This window comes from Streptomyces sp. NPDC015125 (genome assembly GCF_043080045.1).
Taxonomy (GTDB): Bacteria; Actinomycetota; Actinomycetes; order Streptomycetales; family Streptomycetaceae; genus Streptomyces.
The window spans coordinates 187449-203167 of record NZ_JBIBVF010000007.1 but is presented as its reverse complement, the minus strand read 5'-3'; the positions used below and the strand labels follow the sequence as shown (position 1 = coordinate 203167).

General features: G+C 69.6%; 12 protein-coding genes. 10 read left to right on the top strand and 2 right to left on the bottom strand.

The window, feature by feature from the left end:
- Positions 1 to 1063: 1063 nt before the first annotated feature.
- The 10 genes from ACF088_RS18425 to ACF088_RS18380 all read left to right on the top strand — a co-directional run bounded on the left by ACF088_RS18425 (position 1064) and on the right by ACF088_RS18380 (position 13515).
- A complete protein-coding gene (locus ACF088_RS18425; protein ID WP_392376820.1) occupies positions 1064 to 1915 on the top strand; it encodes a hypothetical protein in 852 nt (283 codons plus the stop codon).
- Positions 1916 to 2509: 594 nt separating this feature from the next.
- Positions 2510 to 4912 (top strand): hypothetical protein, encoded by a 2403-nt coding sequence (locus tag ACF088_RS18420; RefSeq protein ID WP_392376819.1) that lies wholly within the window; start codon positions 2510 to 2512, stop codon positions 4910 to 4912.
- 253 nt (positions 4913 to 5165) lie between these two features.
- On the top strand, positions 5166 to 7961 hold the full coding sequence (locus ACF088_RS18415) for a YfjI family protein (RefSeq protein ID WP_392376818.1): 2796 nt from the start codon (positions 5166 to 5168) through the stop codon (positions 7959 to 7961).
- Positions 7962 to 8245: 284 nt separating this feature from the next.
- The gene (locus tag ACF088_RS18410; protein WP_392376817.1) at positions 8246 to 9109 is read left to right on the top strand and encodes a hypothetical protein; all 864 of its coding nucleotides are present in this window, start codon (positions 8246 to 8248) and stop codon (positions 9107 to 9109) included.
- Positions 9110 to 9239: 130 nt separating this feature from the next.
- Positions 9240 to 9620, top strand: coding sequence for an SH3 domain-containing protein (locus ACF088_RS18405; protein ID WP_392376816.1), 381 nt, complete (start codon positions 9240 to 9242; stop codon positions 9618 to 9620).
- A 244-nt stretch (positions 9621 to 9864) separates the two neighbouring features.
- On the top strand, positions 9865 to 10395 hold the full coding sequence (locus ACF088_RS18400; RefSeq protein ID WP_392376815.1) for a hypothetical protein: 531 nt from the start codon (positions 9865 to 9867) through the stop codon (positions 10393 to 10395).
- 298 nt (positions 10396 to 10693) lie between these two features.
- The gene (gene trpA, locus ACF088_RS18395; RefSeq protein ID WP_392376814.1) at positions 10694 to 11563 is read left to right on the top strand and encodes a tryptophan synthase subunit alpha; all 870 of its coding nucleotides are present in this window, start codon (positions 10694 to 10696) and stop codon (positions 11561 to 11563) included.
- Positions 11564 to 11577: 14 nt separating this feature from the next.
- On the top strand, positions 11578 to 12309 hold the full coding sequence (locus ACF088_RS18390) for an HNH endonuclease family protein (protein ID WP_392376813.1): 732 nt from the start codon (positions 11578 to 11580) through the stop codon (positions 12307 to 12309).
- 8 nt (positions 12310 to 12317) lie between these two features.
- Entirely contained in the window at positions 12318 to 12509 is a 192-nt protein-coding gene (locus ACF088_RS18385) for a hypothetical protein (RefSeq protein WP_392376812.1), read from the top strand.
- 64 nt (positions 12510 to 12573) lie between these two features.
- Positions 12574 to 13515 carry a hypothetical protein gene (locus ACF088_RS18380; RefSeq protein WP_392376811.1) on the top strand — a complete coding sequence of 314 codons (942 nt, stop codon included), beginning with the start codon at positions 12574 to 12576 and terminating at the stop codon, positions 13513 to 13515.
- A 595-nt stretch (positions 13516 to 14110) separates the two neighbouring features.
- Here the strand turns inward: ACF088_RS18380 and ACF088_RS18375 are convergent.
- On the bottom strand, positions 14111 to 15016 hold the full coding sequence (locus ACF088_RS18375; RefSeq protein ID WP_392376810.1) for a hypothetical protein: 906 nt from the start codon (positions 15014 to 15016) through the stop codon (positions 14111 to 14113).
- Positions 15017 to 15085: 69 nt separating this feature from the next.
- A complete protein-coding gene (locus ACF088_RS18370) occupies positions 15086 to 15571 on the bottom strand; it encodes a hypothetical protein (RefSeq protein WP_392376809.1) in 486 nt (161 codons plus the stop codon).
- Positions 15572 to 15719 lie beyond the last annotated feature (148 nt).

Here is a 15719-nt window from a genome sequence, read left to right as displayed (position 1 = left end):
CTCCGCCCCCTCCTCGGACCACACCACGACCCCCGAGCCACCCGATCCCGAGCCTGAGACACCACCAGCACCCCCCGCCCAGGATCAAGGTGCTGGACGGTCGGAAGCCGCGCCGGCGACGGAAACCGCTTCCGCCCCCTCCTCGGACCACACCACGACCCCCGAGCCACCCGATCCCGAGCCTGAGACACCACCAGCACCCCCCGCCCAGGATCAAGGTGCTGGCCAACGCGGCCGGCGAAAGAAAGAGAAGGCTGAGCAGGTTGGACCTGCACACGCCGCACTGCTCAAGTCATGGCGTGACAGCCGGATGGACCTCAAACTACGCAAGCAGCGCTGGAAGACGCAGCCCTTTCGCTTCGCCGCGGACCTCGTCGATACGTTGTCCTCACGGGTTGCTGAAGATTGCGCAACGTCTGGGAAGTCCCTCACGGCCGCGCAGTACATCGACGCCGCGATGGCTCTCTGTCTTCCAGCAACCATGGAGGAGCAGTTGGATCTGGCAGAGGAGTTTCTGTTGTCGCGTGACTCCGAACCTGGCACCGGGAAACAGGGTAGCCATCGGGTGAGTCCTGAGGTGTACGAGATTGCCTCCCAGCTCCCCAACGAACTTCGACGCGCAGGACATGCTCGGACTGCGGTCCACGTCTACTCTGGGGCACTCGACCGCTTCCTTAAGGCACTCGCGGAAGATGGGCCTCTCGCTGCGAAGTCCCCGAGCAAACCCTAGGCCCCGCTAGCCATAGCTGACGAAGCGCCAACCACTCCAGTGGTTGGCGCTTCGCAGTATCACGAGCGTAGACCGCTCCTCCAAGCATTTCGGTATCCAAGTCGCCTCCCTGTAGGTCTGTAGGGATCTCTGTAGGGATCTCTGTAGGGATCTCTGTAGGGATCTCTGTAGGCGCTCACGCATGTACGTAGGTACGCTTCACCCCCCTTCGGTACTCCTTGCGCCTTTGACGCGACGTGACGCCGACCAAGGGCCTAGATGGGCAGAATTCGGGCATTTCGGCCACCCCTGCCGAGGTTTCCGTGTCGCGTCGTAACACCAAAATCGGTTACGATGCACTACGGTGATCAGCAGTCAAAGATCTGCTCATCAGCTGGAGACGCCTTGTCTGCCTACGTCCTGCCGGCGGTTCTCGCGAACGCCGCCAACCTGAATCGCACTTGGGTTACCAAGGCTTCACAGCTTGGCCTTGTCAACATCAGCACTCTTGATGGCGAGGATCTGATCGTGCTGCGCGTCTTTGCCTTCGTCGACCAACTCGTGTGGCCAGGGGAGCGCCGCTCGAGAAGCGTCTCTCGTGGCATGGAGCCGTGGCAGTCCCTCGCCGTCAACGCAGCCCGGGATGCAGCAAGAGACCCTGCAACCACTCTTGACTCGATTCTCTGGATCACTCCAGAAGGCGTAGAGCTGACCCACTCTCCGGGGGCCCACTCAAACTTCGTACTCGATCACCAGGGCTCCATCTTCGTTTCGCTTCCGATTGGTGAGTGGATCGCCGAGCTCCCGCCCAACCTTGAGACTGTCTTTCACTGGCCCCGTCAACTGACCGCCTCAAAGCTCACTGTCGATGGCAACAGCGAGGTCTCGCTCGTCGCGTTCAGCACCATTCCTATGCAGGTAACGGTCTTTGTAGCCTCCGACTCCGTCATCCAGGACGCTGCACATGCAGCCGTCAAGAAACACATCCTCACCCAGCAACCAGGGACCAGCATCCGGATCATCGAGCGTCAGCCTGCTGATGGCACCAGCGTTACAACGCAGTGGTGCGAGGTGTACGAGCTGCCCAAGAAGGGGCTCGTCAAGCGGCCCCTTGCGTTCAAGTCCCTGCTGGACGAATTCGGCCCGCAAATCCGGCAGTTCGGCCGCCCGCAGGAAGGTACTCCACGTCGGCGAGAGCGCAGGTGATGACCACATTTGTCCGTGGGACTCATGGGCCACCAGGGCCGGTAGCACGTCTCCGGTTCCTCATTGAATGCCCGCTTCACAGCAGATGCGAGGCGCCGCTCTGCCTTGGCGTGAAGCGCTCATCTGCAAGCCACCCGAAGCGCCCGTCAGGAACAGCTCGGCTGCCACGCCCCCGGCCAGCGGTGTAGTCGAGGAGGAGGTGAGAGCCCGCAAAAACTGAACACACCGCGTCCGGCTATCTGCGCTTCCCCAAGCGAGCCGGACGGCGATACCGGTTTCCCTCTTCCTCCTCGACAGGAGCAGATCATAGCTACCCGTCCGAGGGTCGGCCTAGTCATGCCTGAATCTGGTTCAGGTCCCGTACGTAAGTCGGCTCGTTCTCAGACCTTCGGGGCTGGTTCTCGGCCCCGCTCTTCTCGTCCTCCCGGTCGGACTCCGCGGTCGCGCGGCGGCTTCGGGCCTGCCGGTCCGGTACCGGAGACAGGCCCTGGCCGTCCTCTGCAGTTGGGCGAAGCGATGCGCACGCGGTTGTTCACCGCGGTGCGCGCCCTGTTGTCGGATCCGCGCGTTGTCGGGCAGCAGGATGCCGTTCGCATGGCCGCCGTCGTGCTGCTCGCGAAGGCGCCGGCCGGGGCAGAGCCTGTGCGTACCCGTACCACCGACCTCGCCCGCTGGCTGGGGTGTTCGGCCTCGCACGTCCGCAGTTCGGTGCTTCCGAAGCTGAAGCGGGCGGGGATCGCGACCTGGGACATCGTCATCGACGAGGCCGGACAGGTGATCGGTCTCGACGTCGACCTGACGCCGTTGCGCGAGGCCCGCGGCGGGCGGGGCGATCACCCGTTGGCGTTGTCCAAGAAGGACCTGGCGACGCTCCTGCGGCTGTCCGAGGCCGTCTTGGGCCCGGGCTGGGCTCCGAAGAACGGGCCGGTCACGCCGGAAGGTCTGCTGGCCGGCCGGCAGGAGAAGGGAGCTGCGACAGACCGGCTGGCGCTGCTGCTGCTGGTGCTGCAGAGCCGGCCGGACGGTCGGGTGCGGATGGTGGGCGGCAGTGTCGCTGCGGGTCGGGGCCGGGCCGCGGCGACCGTGGCGCGGCTCCTGGGGTGTTCGGTCTCGGGCGGCGCCAAGGTGCTCGGTCGTCTCAAGAAGCGCGGCCTGGTGGAGGTCGCGCGGGAAGAGTCGGCGGCGGCGTGCTTCGGCCGGAGCCGGCTGCGCGTGCCGGCCGTGGCAGCCGCCCACAACCGGCCCTACCCTCTTGATGGCGCCGAAGCGTGCCCCGACGGCGGGGAGACCGTGGCTGACCGTCAGCCGGCGCCGTGCGACTGTGCCGGGCCGGTGGCTCCGGTGCTGTGGGGCGATGGCTGGGCGCAGGAGTCCTTCGACGACGTGGTGGAGGGGCTGGAGGCTGGGCGCCCCGATGCTGCACCCGGTGATCTTGCTGCTGGCGGCAGCTCCGAAGGGCTTGGGGTTGCTGGGATCGACGGTGTGGAGGCGGGCGGTGACCGCGGTTTCGTGGAGCGCCCCGATGCTGAAGGGCTTCACACCACCCACCCGCAGTTGGCTGAGGACTCTACGGATTCTGCTGGTGATGTGGTTGGTTGTTCCGGCTCTGCCGTCTCGGGCTCGGGTCCGCTGCCGGAACGCGCGTGCGCGGACGACGATCAGCCGGCACCGGCCCCCGTCACGGAATCCAGCCGCACGTCGGGGGCGGAGAGCCCGCTGCGCGGGGAACAGCGAAAGACCACGGAGGATGAGGAGTTCAACCGGAAGAGGCCGCAGCCTGCCGGACGAACGGTGTTCGCGGGGACCACGCAGGTACCTGCGGATCTGGCGGTGGCGTTGGCTCCGGTGGCCTGGCATTGGTCCAAGCTCGGGCGCACCTCAACCAGCCGGTGGCTGGCCGGTGTGGTTCGTCGGGAGCTGGGTCGTGTGCGCGGGCTGGTGGGGGAGGAGCTGGCCGAGCGGGTCCTGGCCGAGCGGCTGGAGCGCCGGCTGCTGATGCAGGGCACCCGCCCCATCGGCGACCTGCGGGGCTGGCTGATCAGGCGCGGTCTGCCCCAGAAGGCCGGCTGCTGGTCGCACAAGTGCGATGACGGGGTGCGGATGGACACCGGCGGCGGCTGCGACAGCTGCGACAGCCAGTGGGGCGACCGGCGGGCGCTGCGCTGGTCAGTCGCGGCCGCGGTCGCAGCTGAGCTGCCGCAGCTGTCGGCGGATGAGCGGCGTGGTGAGGTCGAGCGGCGCCTGTACGACCAGGTGCGGCAGCAGGCTGCCGCGGCCGTTGCCCGGCGGGAGCGGGAGCGTGCAGAGCAGGAGGCGCGGCAGGAGGCTGTTACGCGTCAGCGCGAGGAACTGGCCGAGGAGGCGCGGGCCCGGGCCGCGGCCGCGTGCGTCGACTGCGGGGTCCCCGAGGCTGCCGGGCGGTGTCCGGAGTGCGCTACGAGGCGCCGGGTCGAGGACCTGGTGCGCGAGGCGGTCGACCTCACCGTCGCGGTGCGTGCCGAGCTCGACGATGCGGCCGTGGTAGCCGAGTTCACGCATCAGGTCGAGGTCGATACCTGGGCGCTGATCTCCGTGCAGTGCGCGCGCTGGGAGCAGTCGCCGGCGGTGGTGCTGGCGTTCGCCGAGAGTGAGGTGGCGCAGCGGATCGTGGACGGGCGCCGGAGTTCGGCGCTGCGGCGGCTGGCGTGTTCGGAGGCGGTGGAGGACGAGGCGGACCGGGTCTATGAGCTGACGATGCTCCGCCGGCACCGCTACCCGACTCCTCAGATGGCCGTCGATGCCGCTGAACGGGCCGCGGAGAAGGCCCGCGAGGCCGCGGCACGGGAGCTGTTGCAGGGGCTGCTCGGCCGGCTGGCCCAGGCCCGCGGCGCCGGGAGGAAGGAGGCGGAGCGTGGCGACTGGCGCAGTCGGTGTGCCGAGCTCGCCGGGCGGCCGCTGGCCGGCGATGCCGCGGTCGCCGGGGCTGCCACCGGTGCCCGGGAGGTGTGCGCGTCGTGAGAACCAAGGCGGCCGACGATGCCTTCGGCCGGTGCGGGGAGCCGGCGGGGGAGTGGCCGCGGCCGCTGCCAGGCGACAAGGCCGCGGGCCGGCCGGCGGTGCCCGGCATGTGCCCGGTGAGGCCGGGGCGAATACTGCCCGCGCCATCGCCAGAGCTGACCTTTTCCCTCTCGAGCCGTCGGCCGCGGGGAATGACCGTTGATCAAGCCGCCGTTGGCGCGGCTCGCACGAACCCGGAGCACATCGAGTGGACGTGACGTTTGACCTTCCGCAGGCACGCGCCTGGCTGCGTGCCCAGTACGGGCCGGCACCGGGGCTGATTGCCGTGGCCTCCACCCTGGACTGGTCCGGTCAGCAGTTCGCCGACGCCGACCAGGCAGCCGCATTCGCTGCTCAGCTCGACGAACGGGGAGCCCGGGGCATCTACGCGCGCGTCACCACCGTCCGTGCGCCGCTGCCCCCGGACATGCGGGGGAGGGCCGAGGACTCATGCGCCCTGGTGGACATGTGGTCCGACATCGACATCAGGGGCGCCGGGCACAAAGCGCAGAACCTGCCGGCCGATGCCGCGGCCGCGCTGAGGATCTGGCGGGAGTCCGGGCTGCCCGCCTGGTCGCAGGTGATCCATTCGGGAGGCGGGCTGTACGTCCGGGCCCGCCTCGCCCGTACAGCGGTCATCGGCGAGGACCTGGACCTGGAGGAAGCGCAGCATCTGGCCCGCGGCTGGCAGCAGATCCTCAAGGCGTCGGCCGACCGGCTGGGGGTGGCGTACGGCGCCGGCGTCGGTGACCTGCCGCGCGTGCTGCGGATCCCCGGCACCGTCAACCGCAAGGTTCCCGACCGGCCGAGCCTGTGCCGGATCGACGAGCCGTCCGAGGCAGGCGAAGGTGCACACGGCGTTACCTACACCCTCGATGAGATCCGCGCCATCGTCGCCGACCTCTCGCCCGCCCCGAAAGCACGGCGGATGATTCCCGAACAGTCCGCATCCGACGCGTCGCGCGGGCCGGGGCCGCTGGAGATCCTTGGGCAGGCGTGCGCGATCCCGCAGATCCTCGCGGCCGCCGGCTGGTCATACCGCGAGCAGTCCAGCAGCAGCTGCCCGATCGGGTGCGGCCGGGCCGGATGCGCCCTGTGGTCCTACCCGGGCTGGCAGCGGGGGGTCTCCGGCACAGGCGCGGCGGTGCACAAGTCCGGCGCGTGTCTGACGGTCTGGTCCGAGACGCCGGGGCTGCCGACGGGCGAGGTGATGAGTGCCGGCCAGCTGTTCGCTGAACTCCACCACCGTGGTGACCAGTCCGCTGCGGCGGTCGACGTTCTGCGGGCCGCCCACGGCCGGCCTCTCGCCACCGCAGGGGCCCTTGCCCTGCCGGCGGACGTGCTCGCCGAGATCCGTCGCGCCAGTGACCGCACCCCTGCGGCAGCACGTCCCACAAATCCCAAAAACAACGACGAGGTCCGTATGCCGGTACACCAAGTGGATTCTGGGATTTCTGGGACGCATTCCGTCGACCAGGGCTGGGAGGCCCCGGCGGACATCGACGTCCGCCGACTGCCGCCCCTCCCGGTGGAGCACCTCGGCGCGCTCGCTCCCTTCGTGTCCGCGACAGCCGAGTCCCTGCAAGTGGCGCCGGATCTCGTGGCGTTCGCTGCCCTCGCGACCATCTCCACGGCCACCGGCGGCCGGCGCCGGGTGCGGGTCAAGGCCGACTGGACCGAGGCGATCGCGCTGTACATGGCCGCGCTCGCCGACTCCTCGGAGAAGAAGACCCCCGCGCTCGACGCAGCTGCCGCACCGCTGCGGGAGATGGAGGACGAGGTCATCGACGCCAAACGGAGCGCTATCGAGGCCAAGGCGCAGGAGATCCGCATCTGGACCGCGCGGATGGCCCGGGCCGAACAGGCGGCTGCTGTCGACGACCCCACCAAGCGTGCCGAAGCCGCCGCGAACGCCGAAGCCGCCCGCCACAAACTGCTGCAGCTGGGGTCGTCGGCCGAGCTGCCGCGGCTGCTGATCAGGGACGCCACCATGGAGGCCCTGGTCAAGCGGATGCACGAGCAGGGCGGGCGGATCGGATTGCTCGCCTCGGAGGCGAACCTGCTGAAGATCGCCGGTGGCATGTACAGCCAGAACGGCCAGGCCAACAGCGACCTGCTCCTGGAGGCGTACACCGGCAGCCCCTACAGCGTGGACCGCGCCGGCCGCACGGCGATCCGGATGCGTGGCACTTTCCTCGCCCTGGCGCTGCTCATCCAGTCCGGCGTGCTGCTCGGACTGGCAAAGAAGAACCCCGAGTTCCGGGAGAACGGCCTGCTCGGCCGCTTCCTGTACGCACGGCCCGAGCCCACCGCCGAGGACACCTTCGACTCACCCGAAGTCCCGCCCGCGGTCCGCGAAGGCTACGCGACGCGGATCAAGAACCTCGTCCGCCGGGTCTGGGACACCGACGAGGTGGGCGTCATGCACCTGACCGAACCGGCCCGCGCCGTCTTCGCCGACTTCTACGACACCTTCGGCAAGCGCCGCCAGCCGGGCGGCGACCTGCATGAGATCGCCGAGTGGGCGGGCAAACTGCGCGGACAGGTCATCCGCCTTGCCGCCTGCCTGGCCCTTTTCGAGGACCCGGACACCCTGCTCATCGGCGAGGAACGCGTCCGCGCCGCCATCGCCCTCGTGCCCTACCTCGTCGCCCACGCCAAATCCGTGTACGACCTGATGGGACCCGACGGCGACGGACGCCTCAAACCAGCACGCGAACTGCTGGACTGGGTCCGCTCCCGGCCCGCCCCCGGCCAAGCCGACGCCAAGAAGTACCAGTCGGCGTGTGACCAGCCCTTCCGAGCCCGCGAAGCGTACCAAGCACTCAAAGGCCGCAAATGGGTCGAGAGTATGGACGACATGAACCAGGCCATCCAGGCCCTGGAGGACCTCGGCTGGCTGGCCTACCTGCCAGACCCGCAACGCCCCGAAGGCACCCGTGGTCGCAAGCCTTCGCCACAGTTCGACGTACACCCCTGGGTCTACACCCCGCCGCTCACCGACGACTGACAGCCACAAGCTCCACCAGCGGCCGTGCGGCAAAAAGCGGGCCCAGTTCGCCGGTCAGCCGGCCGGACGCCCTGCGGCAATGGCCGCCGGGCGTCCGCGGCGGGAACGATCCGGGGCATGAACCTCAAGGCAATTTGCCCTGGTCTATTAAGTTTTGGGGGTAGTGGTGAGCGTCGAGAATCCGTGGACGTTATCCACAGGCCCACGCCTCAACCATGGGTGAGCGCCCGGGCGGCTCGTCCCAGGGCGTCGATGCGCTTTGCACCCTTGGAGGCTGAACTCTCATGCGCAGAACCCGACTCCGTGTGCTGCGGCGTGCCGCAGCACTGACCGCCGTGGTGGCGGCCACGGGGACGATCGCCGCCCCGAACGCCGTGGCCGCCGACCGCGAGGCCGACAACAGGGCGCCATCTGCGAGTGCCCCGGACATTCATGTCGCCAGCGGAGCCACGGATTCGGTGAAGGACCTCGTAAAGGATCTGGTGCCGGGGCCTGGCCGCGCTGGCGACAAGCCTCCGGGTACGGAGCCGGGTCCAAACCCGCCGGACCCCAGCACGGACCCCGGACCCGATGACGGCTCAGATCCTGGCGGTCCCGGCACCGATCCGGGAGGTCCGGGTCCTCAGCCGGGCGACCCCACGGACCCCGGAGACGGTACGGACCCCACGGACCCGGGGACTCCGACCCCCGACCCCACGGACCCGGGAACCCCGACCCCCGACCCGGGGACTCCGACCCCCGACCCCACGGACCCGGGAACCCCGACCCCCGACCCGACCGACCCGGGGACTCCGACCCCCGACCCCACGGACCCGGGAACCCCGACCCCCGACCCGACCGACCCGGGGACTGACCCTTCCTCGGAACCCACCACCCCGGCCCCGGGGCACGGTGGTTCACACAGCGGTGGCAGCCACAAGCCTGACTCCCCGCCGAAGAACGCCCGCGCCGGCAGCTCGGACACTGCCGATGCACCGATCAACCCGGCGCCGCCGACCACCTCGGGAACCCTCGCGCACACCGGCGCCGAAGGCAACGCCCAGCTGGGGCTCGCCGCGGGTGGCCTGATCGCCGCGGGAATGACCGCACTGGGCCTGGCCGGCTACGGCCGACACCGCGCTGCCCGTAAGAAGCCCGACGGCATCTGACCGGCTTCACCGCCGGTCGCGGCCGTTCCGGTCTCACCCCATCTTGCTGCCCAGTCAGGCAGCACGCCCGGGCTGTCCCGGCAGCTCCGTCCACAGCAAAGCCCACCTTCACCCCGCCTGGAGATCACCCATGCCTGCACGCACCCTCATCCGCCGCACAGCTGCCACAGCCCTCACCGCCAGCCTCCTGGCCGCCGGAGGCGTCGCACTGGCCAGCCCCGCCTCCGCCGTCGGCAAGAGCGGTTGCGTCCACTCGACCGTGCCCAACGACAACGTCGACAACAAGCGGCACTCCGCTGCGGTCGGTATCCCGAACACCGACGGAGTCCGTCTGCGCACCGGCCCGGGCACCGGCTACTCCGCAAAGGGCTCGCTCAGCCAGTACACCGGCATGCACATCACCTGCACCTCCTCCGGTGACCGCTGGCTCTACGGCAAGGTCGCGACCGGTGCGCACAAGGGCGAATGGGGCTGGGTGAGCAACAAGTACACCGACCTCTTCGCCTACTAAGCCGCGTTCGACGGAAACCTCGGCGCGCTGGCCGGCCGTTGTCGGCCAGCGCGCTGCCCGCAAGAAACCAAGTGCCCTCTGAATGGCGCTGATCCGCGGGACCTCACCTGCGCCCGGCTGCACGAACCTGCACCGCACGGGTCCGCCACTCGTCCGGACCGCATGCCCTGGACGCGCCGGCACCCGCCAGCGGGTACCCCGCGCCCTTCACCAGTTTCACCACACCACCCCACGGAGAAGAACGATGAAGACCGCACGTACCCTCGCCGCCTCCGCCATCGGCGCCTCGATCCTCCTCAGCGGAGTGGCGATGGCCAGCCCGGCACAGGCAGCGAGCTCGACCACCAAGTGCCACACCACCACCAAGACGTTCGATCTGCCGTCCAAGCCTGACCTCACGATGCGCGCCACCCTCTGTGCGAAGTACACCGGCCAGTCGGGCGGCTACCGCTATTACAAGACGTGGCTCCACAGGGTCTCCTGGGACGGCTCGTGGTGGAACCCTGGTACCCGGTTCAACGAGCTGTACTTCGATACTCGCGCCGAGCACGGCCACGACCACCGGAGCAGTGGAGAGGTCAACAGCCTCCGCACGGAAGTCAACAACGAGGCCAGCGGCTCCAAGACCTTCTCGTCCGGCGCCAGCGGCTACGGCGTCACCTACGTGAAGACGAAGAAGACGAACTGGACAGCCGATGGAGTCGCGGTTTTCGACGCGCATGACGGAAAGGGCACCCGCACCTGGCAGCTGCACGGCACCAGCGCTGTCCGGTGACCACAGTGGAGTCGCTCAGCGCCTGGTGACCAACAAGGGCCAGCCACAACGCCAGCCCTTCGGCTTCGAATAGTCCTGCCGGCGGCAGCACCGCCTTTCCATCAACCCACCAACGAGCACCGGGGCGACATGCCTGTGGGGCCGCCTGAGCTGCCACTCGTCATGCTCTGCGGCCTCCACCCGACGCCCATTTCCACCCTCCCGAGGGGCGGCGCTCCCAGCCCTCCGGGTCCCGGTGCCGGCGGACCACGCCCCAGCGTCGACCGCCGGCACCGGCACCCGCCGTGAAAGGCGCACCGTGAACACGCAGACCCCCGCGGCCGTCCAGCTCACCCACCTGCTGCACCAGAACGCCGACCCGGCCCTTGGGGTGTTCCTTCCCGCTGGATACCCCACCCCGAGCAAGGGCGTCGACCTCCTCCACGCCTTTGTCCAGCAAGGCGCAGCCGTCCTCGAGGTCGGAGTGCCGACCGGGTCCGCTCCCTTGGACGGACCGGTCATCTCCGCGGCATACGAGCACGCGCTGCGGCACGGCGCCCGTATGGCTGACGTGATGGACACCGTCCGCCACGCCGCAGACAGCGGAGCGCCGGTGGTGGTCATGAGCTACTGGTCGCCGGTGGCCGAATACGGAGTCGAGCCCTTTGCCCAGGGCCTGGCCGAGGCAGGAGCCGCCGGGGCCATGATCCCGGATCTCCCCCTGGACCAGGCCGGCCCCTGGCTTGCCGCCGCGCGCACGGCAGGCATCCACACTCCGCAGTTCGCTCCGCGCGACGCAGACGAAAACCTCCTGACCCGCATCTCCGCGGCCGCTTCAGGATGGATCTACGCTCCCGCCGTCACTGCCGCCACGGGCTACCGCGGCGAACTGGACCTCGAAGCACTGAACCGCTTCACCACCCGCCTGCGAGCCGCGACCGCGCAACCCGTCGTCGCAGGTATCGGGATCTCGACACCGTTGCGTGCACGAGCGGTTGCTCCCTACGTGAGCGGCATCGTCATGGGCACACCCGCCGTCCGCCCGCTCCTGGAGACCCCCGGCGCCGCCGGCCGCACACGGTCCATCGGATGTGTGCGCGCGTTCGCCGAAGCTCTGCACGCCACGACGGCCGTCGCCCGTCCGCTGCGCGATCATGGGCACGCAGCTCACTCGCTCCCGCATCACTGAATCGAGGAACCCCGTTGCGCTTACGCCTTCTTCCCGCCGGCCTGCTGCTGGTCGCAGCAGTCACCGGCTGCTCCACAGGTGCGAGCGCGCCCAGCGGCCGGCTCGAACCCGGCGCAAGGGATGCCGCGGTCGGTGGCGCCGTGCACGCGCTGGAAACACTGCCCGTCAAAGACCGTTCCCCTAAGACTGGCTACGACCGCACCGCACAGTTCGGCTCCGCGTGGTCGGACACCAGCTCCGCCCCCGGCGCGCACAACGGCTGCGACAGTCGCAACGACATCCTGCGCCGAGACCTCAAGGCCATTGCTTACAAAGGAACTTCGGCCTGTGTGATCGCGTCAGGACGGCTCACGGACCCGTACACCGCCGCCGACATCGACTTCGTGCGGGGCCCGCGGTCGTCGCAGGTGCAGATCGATCACATCGTGGCACTGAGCGACAGCTGGCAGACTGGTGCTGCGCTGCTTCCCCAGGACCGACGTGAGGCCCTGGCCAACGACCCCTTGAATCTGCTTGCGGCCTCAGGGACGGCCAACCGGCAGAAGTCCGACGGCAATGCCAGCACCTGGCTGCCGGCGAACAAGGACTTCCGCTGCACCTACGTGGCCCGCCAGATCGCTGTCAAGAGGAAGTACCACCTCTGGGTCGACCCGGCCGAAAAGAAGGCGATGCAGCGCGTGCTGACCACTTGTCCGCGCCAGACCCTGCCCACCGACGTCTCCGACGGCGTCACCCTGAACCCCTAGAAGGCCCCATGACACCGAACCAGCCCATCCCCCGCCGCCGCCAGCCCCCGCGGACGCCGCCCCCGCGCCGCGCCCCACTGACGCCGAAGCCGACGTGGCAGAACCTCTTCCAAGCACCCCGCTACACCGACCCCGAGATCCAGCGCCAGGTCGACGAAGAAGCCACCGACGTGCCGCCACGCAGCTCCTTTCGCCGCTGACCGACCGCTGGCGCGCACCGTCCGCCTCCGGCACCAGGACCGCACCACGTGAGATGGGAGCCGCATGTCCACCACTGCCCTCGACCGCCGGCCGACCCACCTTCCCTCTGCGCCGCCCGCGACCCCCTCCATCACTGCCTCTGAGGAGCGCCGGCCCAACCGGAGTGTGCGCTGCGGACTGCGCGTCCTGCGCTGCCTGCACGACCTCGGCCCCCACGAGGACCACCAGGTATCCGAGATCGCCGCCGTAGCCGGCCTGCGCAGCCCGCACGTCTCCCGCCTCCTGGGCGCAGCCGTCGACGAACGCGTCGCCGAACGCGGGGCCCGGCACGGTTCCTACCGGCTCACCCGTGCCGGCCGAGCCCTGCTCGATGCCCGCCCTGCCGGCCCCGCCGACCCCCGGATCCGCCAAGCCCTGACTACCCTGCACACCGAAACCGGCCTCGCCGTCGCCTACCACCAGCCAGGATGGCGCCCCGGCACCGGCCTGCGCCTCGAACTCGTCGACGCGCTCTGCCCCCGTCCCGAGCTGCAGCACGCCATCGACCAGCAGCACGAGAACCTGCGCCACAGCGCCGCAGGCCGCGCCGCGATCGCCGGCCTGCCCGAGGCCGTAACGACCGGACCCGACGACCAGCGCCTGCAAATCCCCGCCCACATCCGCGAGAGCGTGTCCACCAGCCGCATCGCCGTCTCCCGCACACCCAGCACTCATGCCCTCGCCACCTGCGTCCGCCGGGCCACCACCGTGGTGGCAGTCCTGACCGCCCTCGGCCCCACCCCAGCCTTCGCCGACCCCCTCCGGGTCCACGAATACGCCGTCCTGCTGCGCCGCGCGGCACACCGGCTGGGCGGGCCCGCCGCGGCGCCGCCCGTGCCCCTCACGCCCAGAGCGGCTACTGCGGCCAGGAACCCCGTGAAGTCCCCGGGCTGCGGGCCGTTGGTGAGCTCATCCACGCACCGGGCCCGGGCAACTGATTCCTCCATGGAATCATTTCGAACCTAAAGCGTTGCCCCGGCAGACGGAGCCGCACACCAGCGGTCGCGCCAGCTCCTAGGTTCGACAGTGTTCGGAACACCACCGGCAGCAAGGAGGTGAAGGCCATGAGTCCGTCGCGTAAGAGTGTCCGGTCCCTGCGACCGCTGTAACGACACCCGAGCAACCGCCGGAATCCCGGCGATGCGCCCTTAACGAAGGCGGCCGACCCCAGGGGTTGGCCGCCTTCGTACGTCTCTCCACCGCGTGCCCTTACCGGCCTGAAGGGAGCCAGCGAGAGCACCCGCCGCTCACCCGACGGCCCTTTCCCGCTGGGCCATCGAGGCACTCCTGGGCCGGACGCTCCGCAACAGGTGCCGTCCACGTACCTGGGCGAGCGGGTGCGGCTGGCCTTCGCACCTTGCGGGCCTATTCGCCCCGGCGGGAACCACGCCCGTCACGGCCGGCCACGTTGCTGCCAGCGCAGCGTCGGCAGGCTCCGCTGACGCCAGGTACAACACACAGCTCAGATGTTGCCGCCCACCTGCCGCACCGTGCACGCGCAGAGCATCGACAACCGTTGAACCAGCGGCGGCCGACCCGCCCGTGCACGGTGCTCGGCAGGTCAGGCCCCGGGGCGAACAGGAAGCGCAGAGAAGCCGGGGCACCCCGGCTGGGGGTGTGCCTGGTGCATGAGGCGATACGGCTCCGGACACACGGCGCAGGTAGTGAACGCATGACCGCTTTTGTCCCCGCAGGCAGTGTCATCGCAGACGACGCACGGCTCTACGTGCAGCGCTACTCCGGGCACAACGACGACCATGTGCTCTCCCTCGCTCGCTGGTACCCACTCATCCATCGGTGCGAGGAGGTCGCCGATGTACTCGTCGAAGTCCAGATCGATGGTCACGCTCCCGTCAGCGTGGTGTGCACTTGCCAGAAAGGGCCAGCGAGGGCCCTCTTCCCACTCGCCGGGCAGGGCGCGGAAGACCACCCGTGCCACCGGAGACGCGCTGTCGAGCCACTCTTCCTGAGCGAGTTGGGGCAGTGCAGCCACGACCGTCTCCTCGAACCGCCGCTGTGTGCGCTCCCGCCGCACGGCGTACAGAGCCGTTTCGATGCGGTCCAAAACGGTGTCGTCGCGAGCGTCGAGGAAGGCGTACGGGCTCTGCGGATCGAACGTCCGGGAGGGAGCATCATCGGCAGCGTCGGGCGGTGAGGGCATGTAGGCGGCGGAAAGGCCGACGAGGAGAGTGTCCCCGAAGCGGGAGGCCCGGAACTCGGAGAGGGCGTCGAGTTCGTCGCCGACAGCTTCGGCGAGGTCATCGGTCGGCTCCTTTGCGGAGCCATATATGAGCAGGGCGCCATCGCCGGCCCAGGCCAGGCTCTCAAGGTGGGGGTGCTCCTCAGTGATGCGGAAGTCCACTGCGTCCGGCAACCTGTCGGCGGTGGCGAAGTGGCGGACAAGGGCGGTGCGCAGGTCCTCGAGCAGGCTCGGCGGAATCATGAACTGGTCAGACGGGTCGGTCATGCGGAAGTGCTCCTTCGGGGCGGAGGGGAGGGGCAGTGCGGAACCAAGGGGGTACGCCTGGCGGATCGCTCAGCGGGGCAGGGCGATGGTCAGCACGTCGTTGTGTTGTGGGGCCTCGTCGTCGCTGATCTCGGTGAGGATCTCGGCGACGATGCTGGTGTGGAAGTCGCAGTAGGGATCGGTGCGGCCGCCGAAGTGGAGGGAGCCCCAGTCGCTCCACTCATGTGACTCGTACTGGTCGGTGTACTCGAAGCTCACGGCGTCGGGCAGGGGCCGGCCGCGCTCGGTGAACCACTCGACTAGCGCTTCACGCAGATCGGCAAGGAGGTGACCGGATATCGGTCCGTAGGTGATGGGCCAGCTGTCGCCGATGGGCCGGCCCTTGCGGTCGCAGCCGCAGGATGTGCAGCGCGGTGCGCTGCGTGGTTGGTCGCGCCGGCAGTCGGCGTTGAGGCATGGCCATAGCACGCCGGCCTTATAGGCGACGTTGCGGATGACCGCTTCCTGTTCATCGGTGGCGCAGTCGACGAGTTCGTGGAGTTCGAGCGTTGGCAATGGGGCTCCTGTCGGTCCGGGGACGGGCGGGGCGGGCGCGCCCGGGCCGGGGGGGGCCCCGCGCCGGGGCGGGGGGGGGACCCCCGGGGGGGTTGGGGGTTGACGGGGTGGTGCGGGTGTGGCCCCTGGCCGGGCCCCCGCGAACCCC

Coding starts and splice junctions, on each gene's coding strand:
- ACF088_RS18400 (WP_392376815.1), top strand. CDS start 9,865: ATGAAGACCGCACGTACCCTCGCCGCCTCCGCCATCGGCGCCTCGATC.
- ACF088_RS18425 (WP_392376820.1), top strand. CDS start 1,064: ATGCACTACGGTGATCAGCAGTCAAAGATCTGCTCATCAGCTGGAGAC.
- ACF088_RS18410 (WP_392376817.1), top strand. CDS start 8,246: ATGCGCAGAACCCGACTCCGTGTGCTGCGGCGTGCCGCAGCACTGACC.
- ACF088_RS18375 (WP_392376810.1), bottom strand. CDS start 15,016: ATGACCGACCCGTCTGACCAGTTCATGATTCCGCCGAGCCTGCTCGAG.
- ACF088_RS18420 (WP_392376819.1), top strand. CDS start 2,510: ATGGCCGCCGTCGTGCTGCTCGCGAAGGCGCCGGCCGGGGCAGAGCCT.
- ACF088_RS18385 (WP_392376812.1), top strand. CDS start 12,318: ATGACACCGAACCAGCCCATCCCCCGCCGCCGCCAGCCCCCGCGGACG.
- ACF088_RS18380 (WP_392376811.1), top strand. CDS start 12,574: ATGTCCACCACTGCCCTCGACCGCCGGCCGACCCACCTTCCCTCTGCG.
- ACF088_RS18405 (WP_392376816.1), top strand. CDS start 9,240: ATGCCTGCACGCACCCTCATCCGCCGCACAGCTGCCACAGCCCTCACC.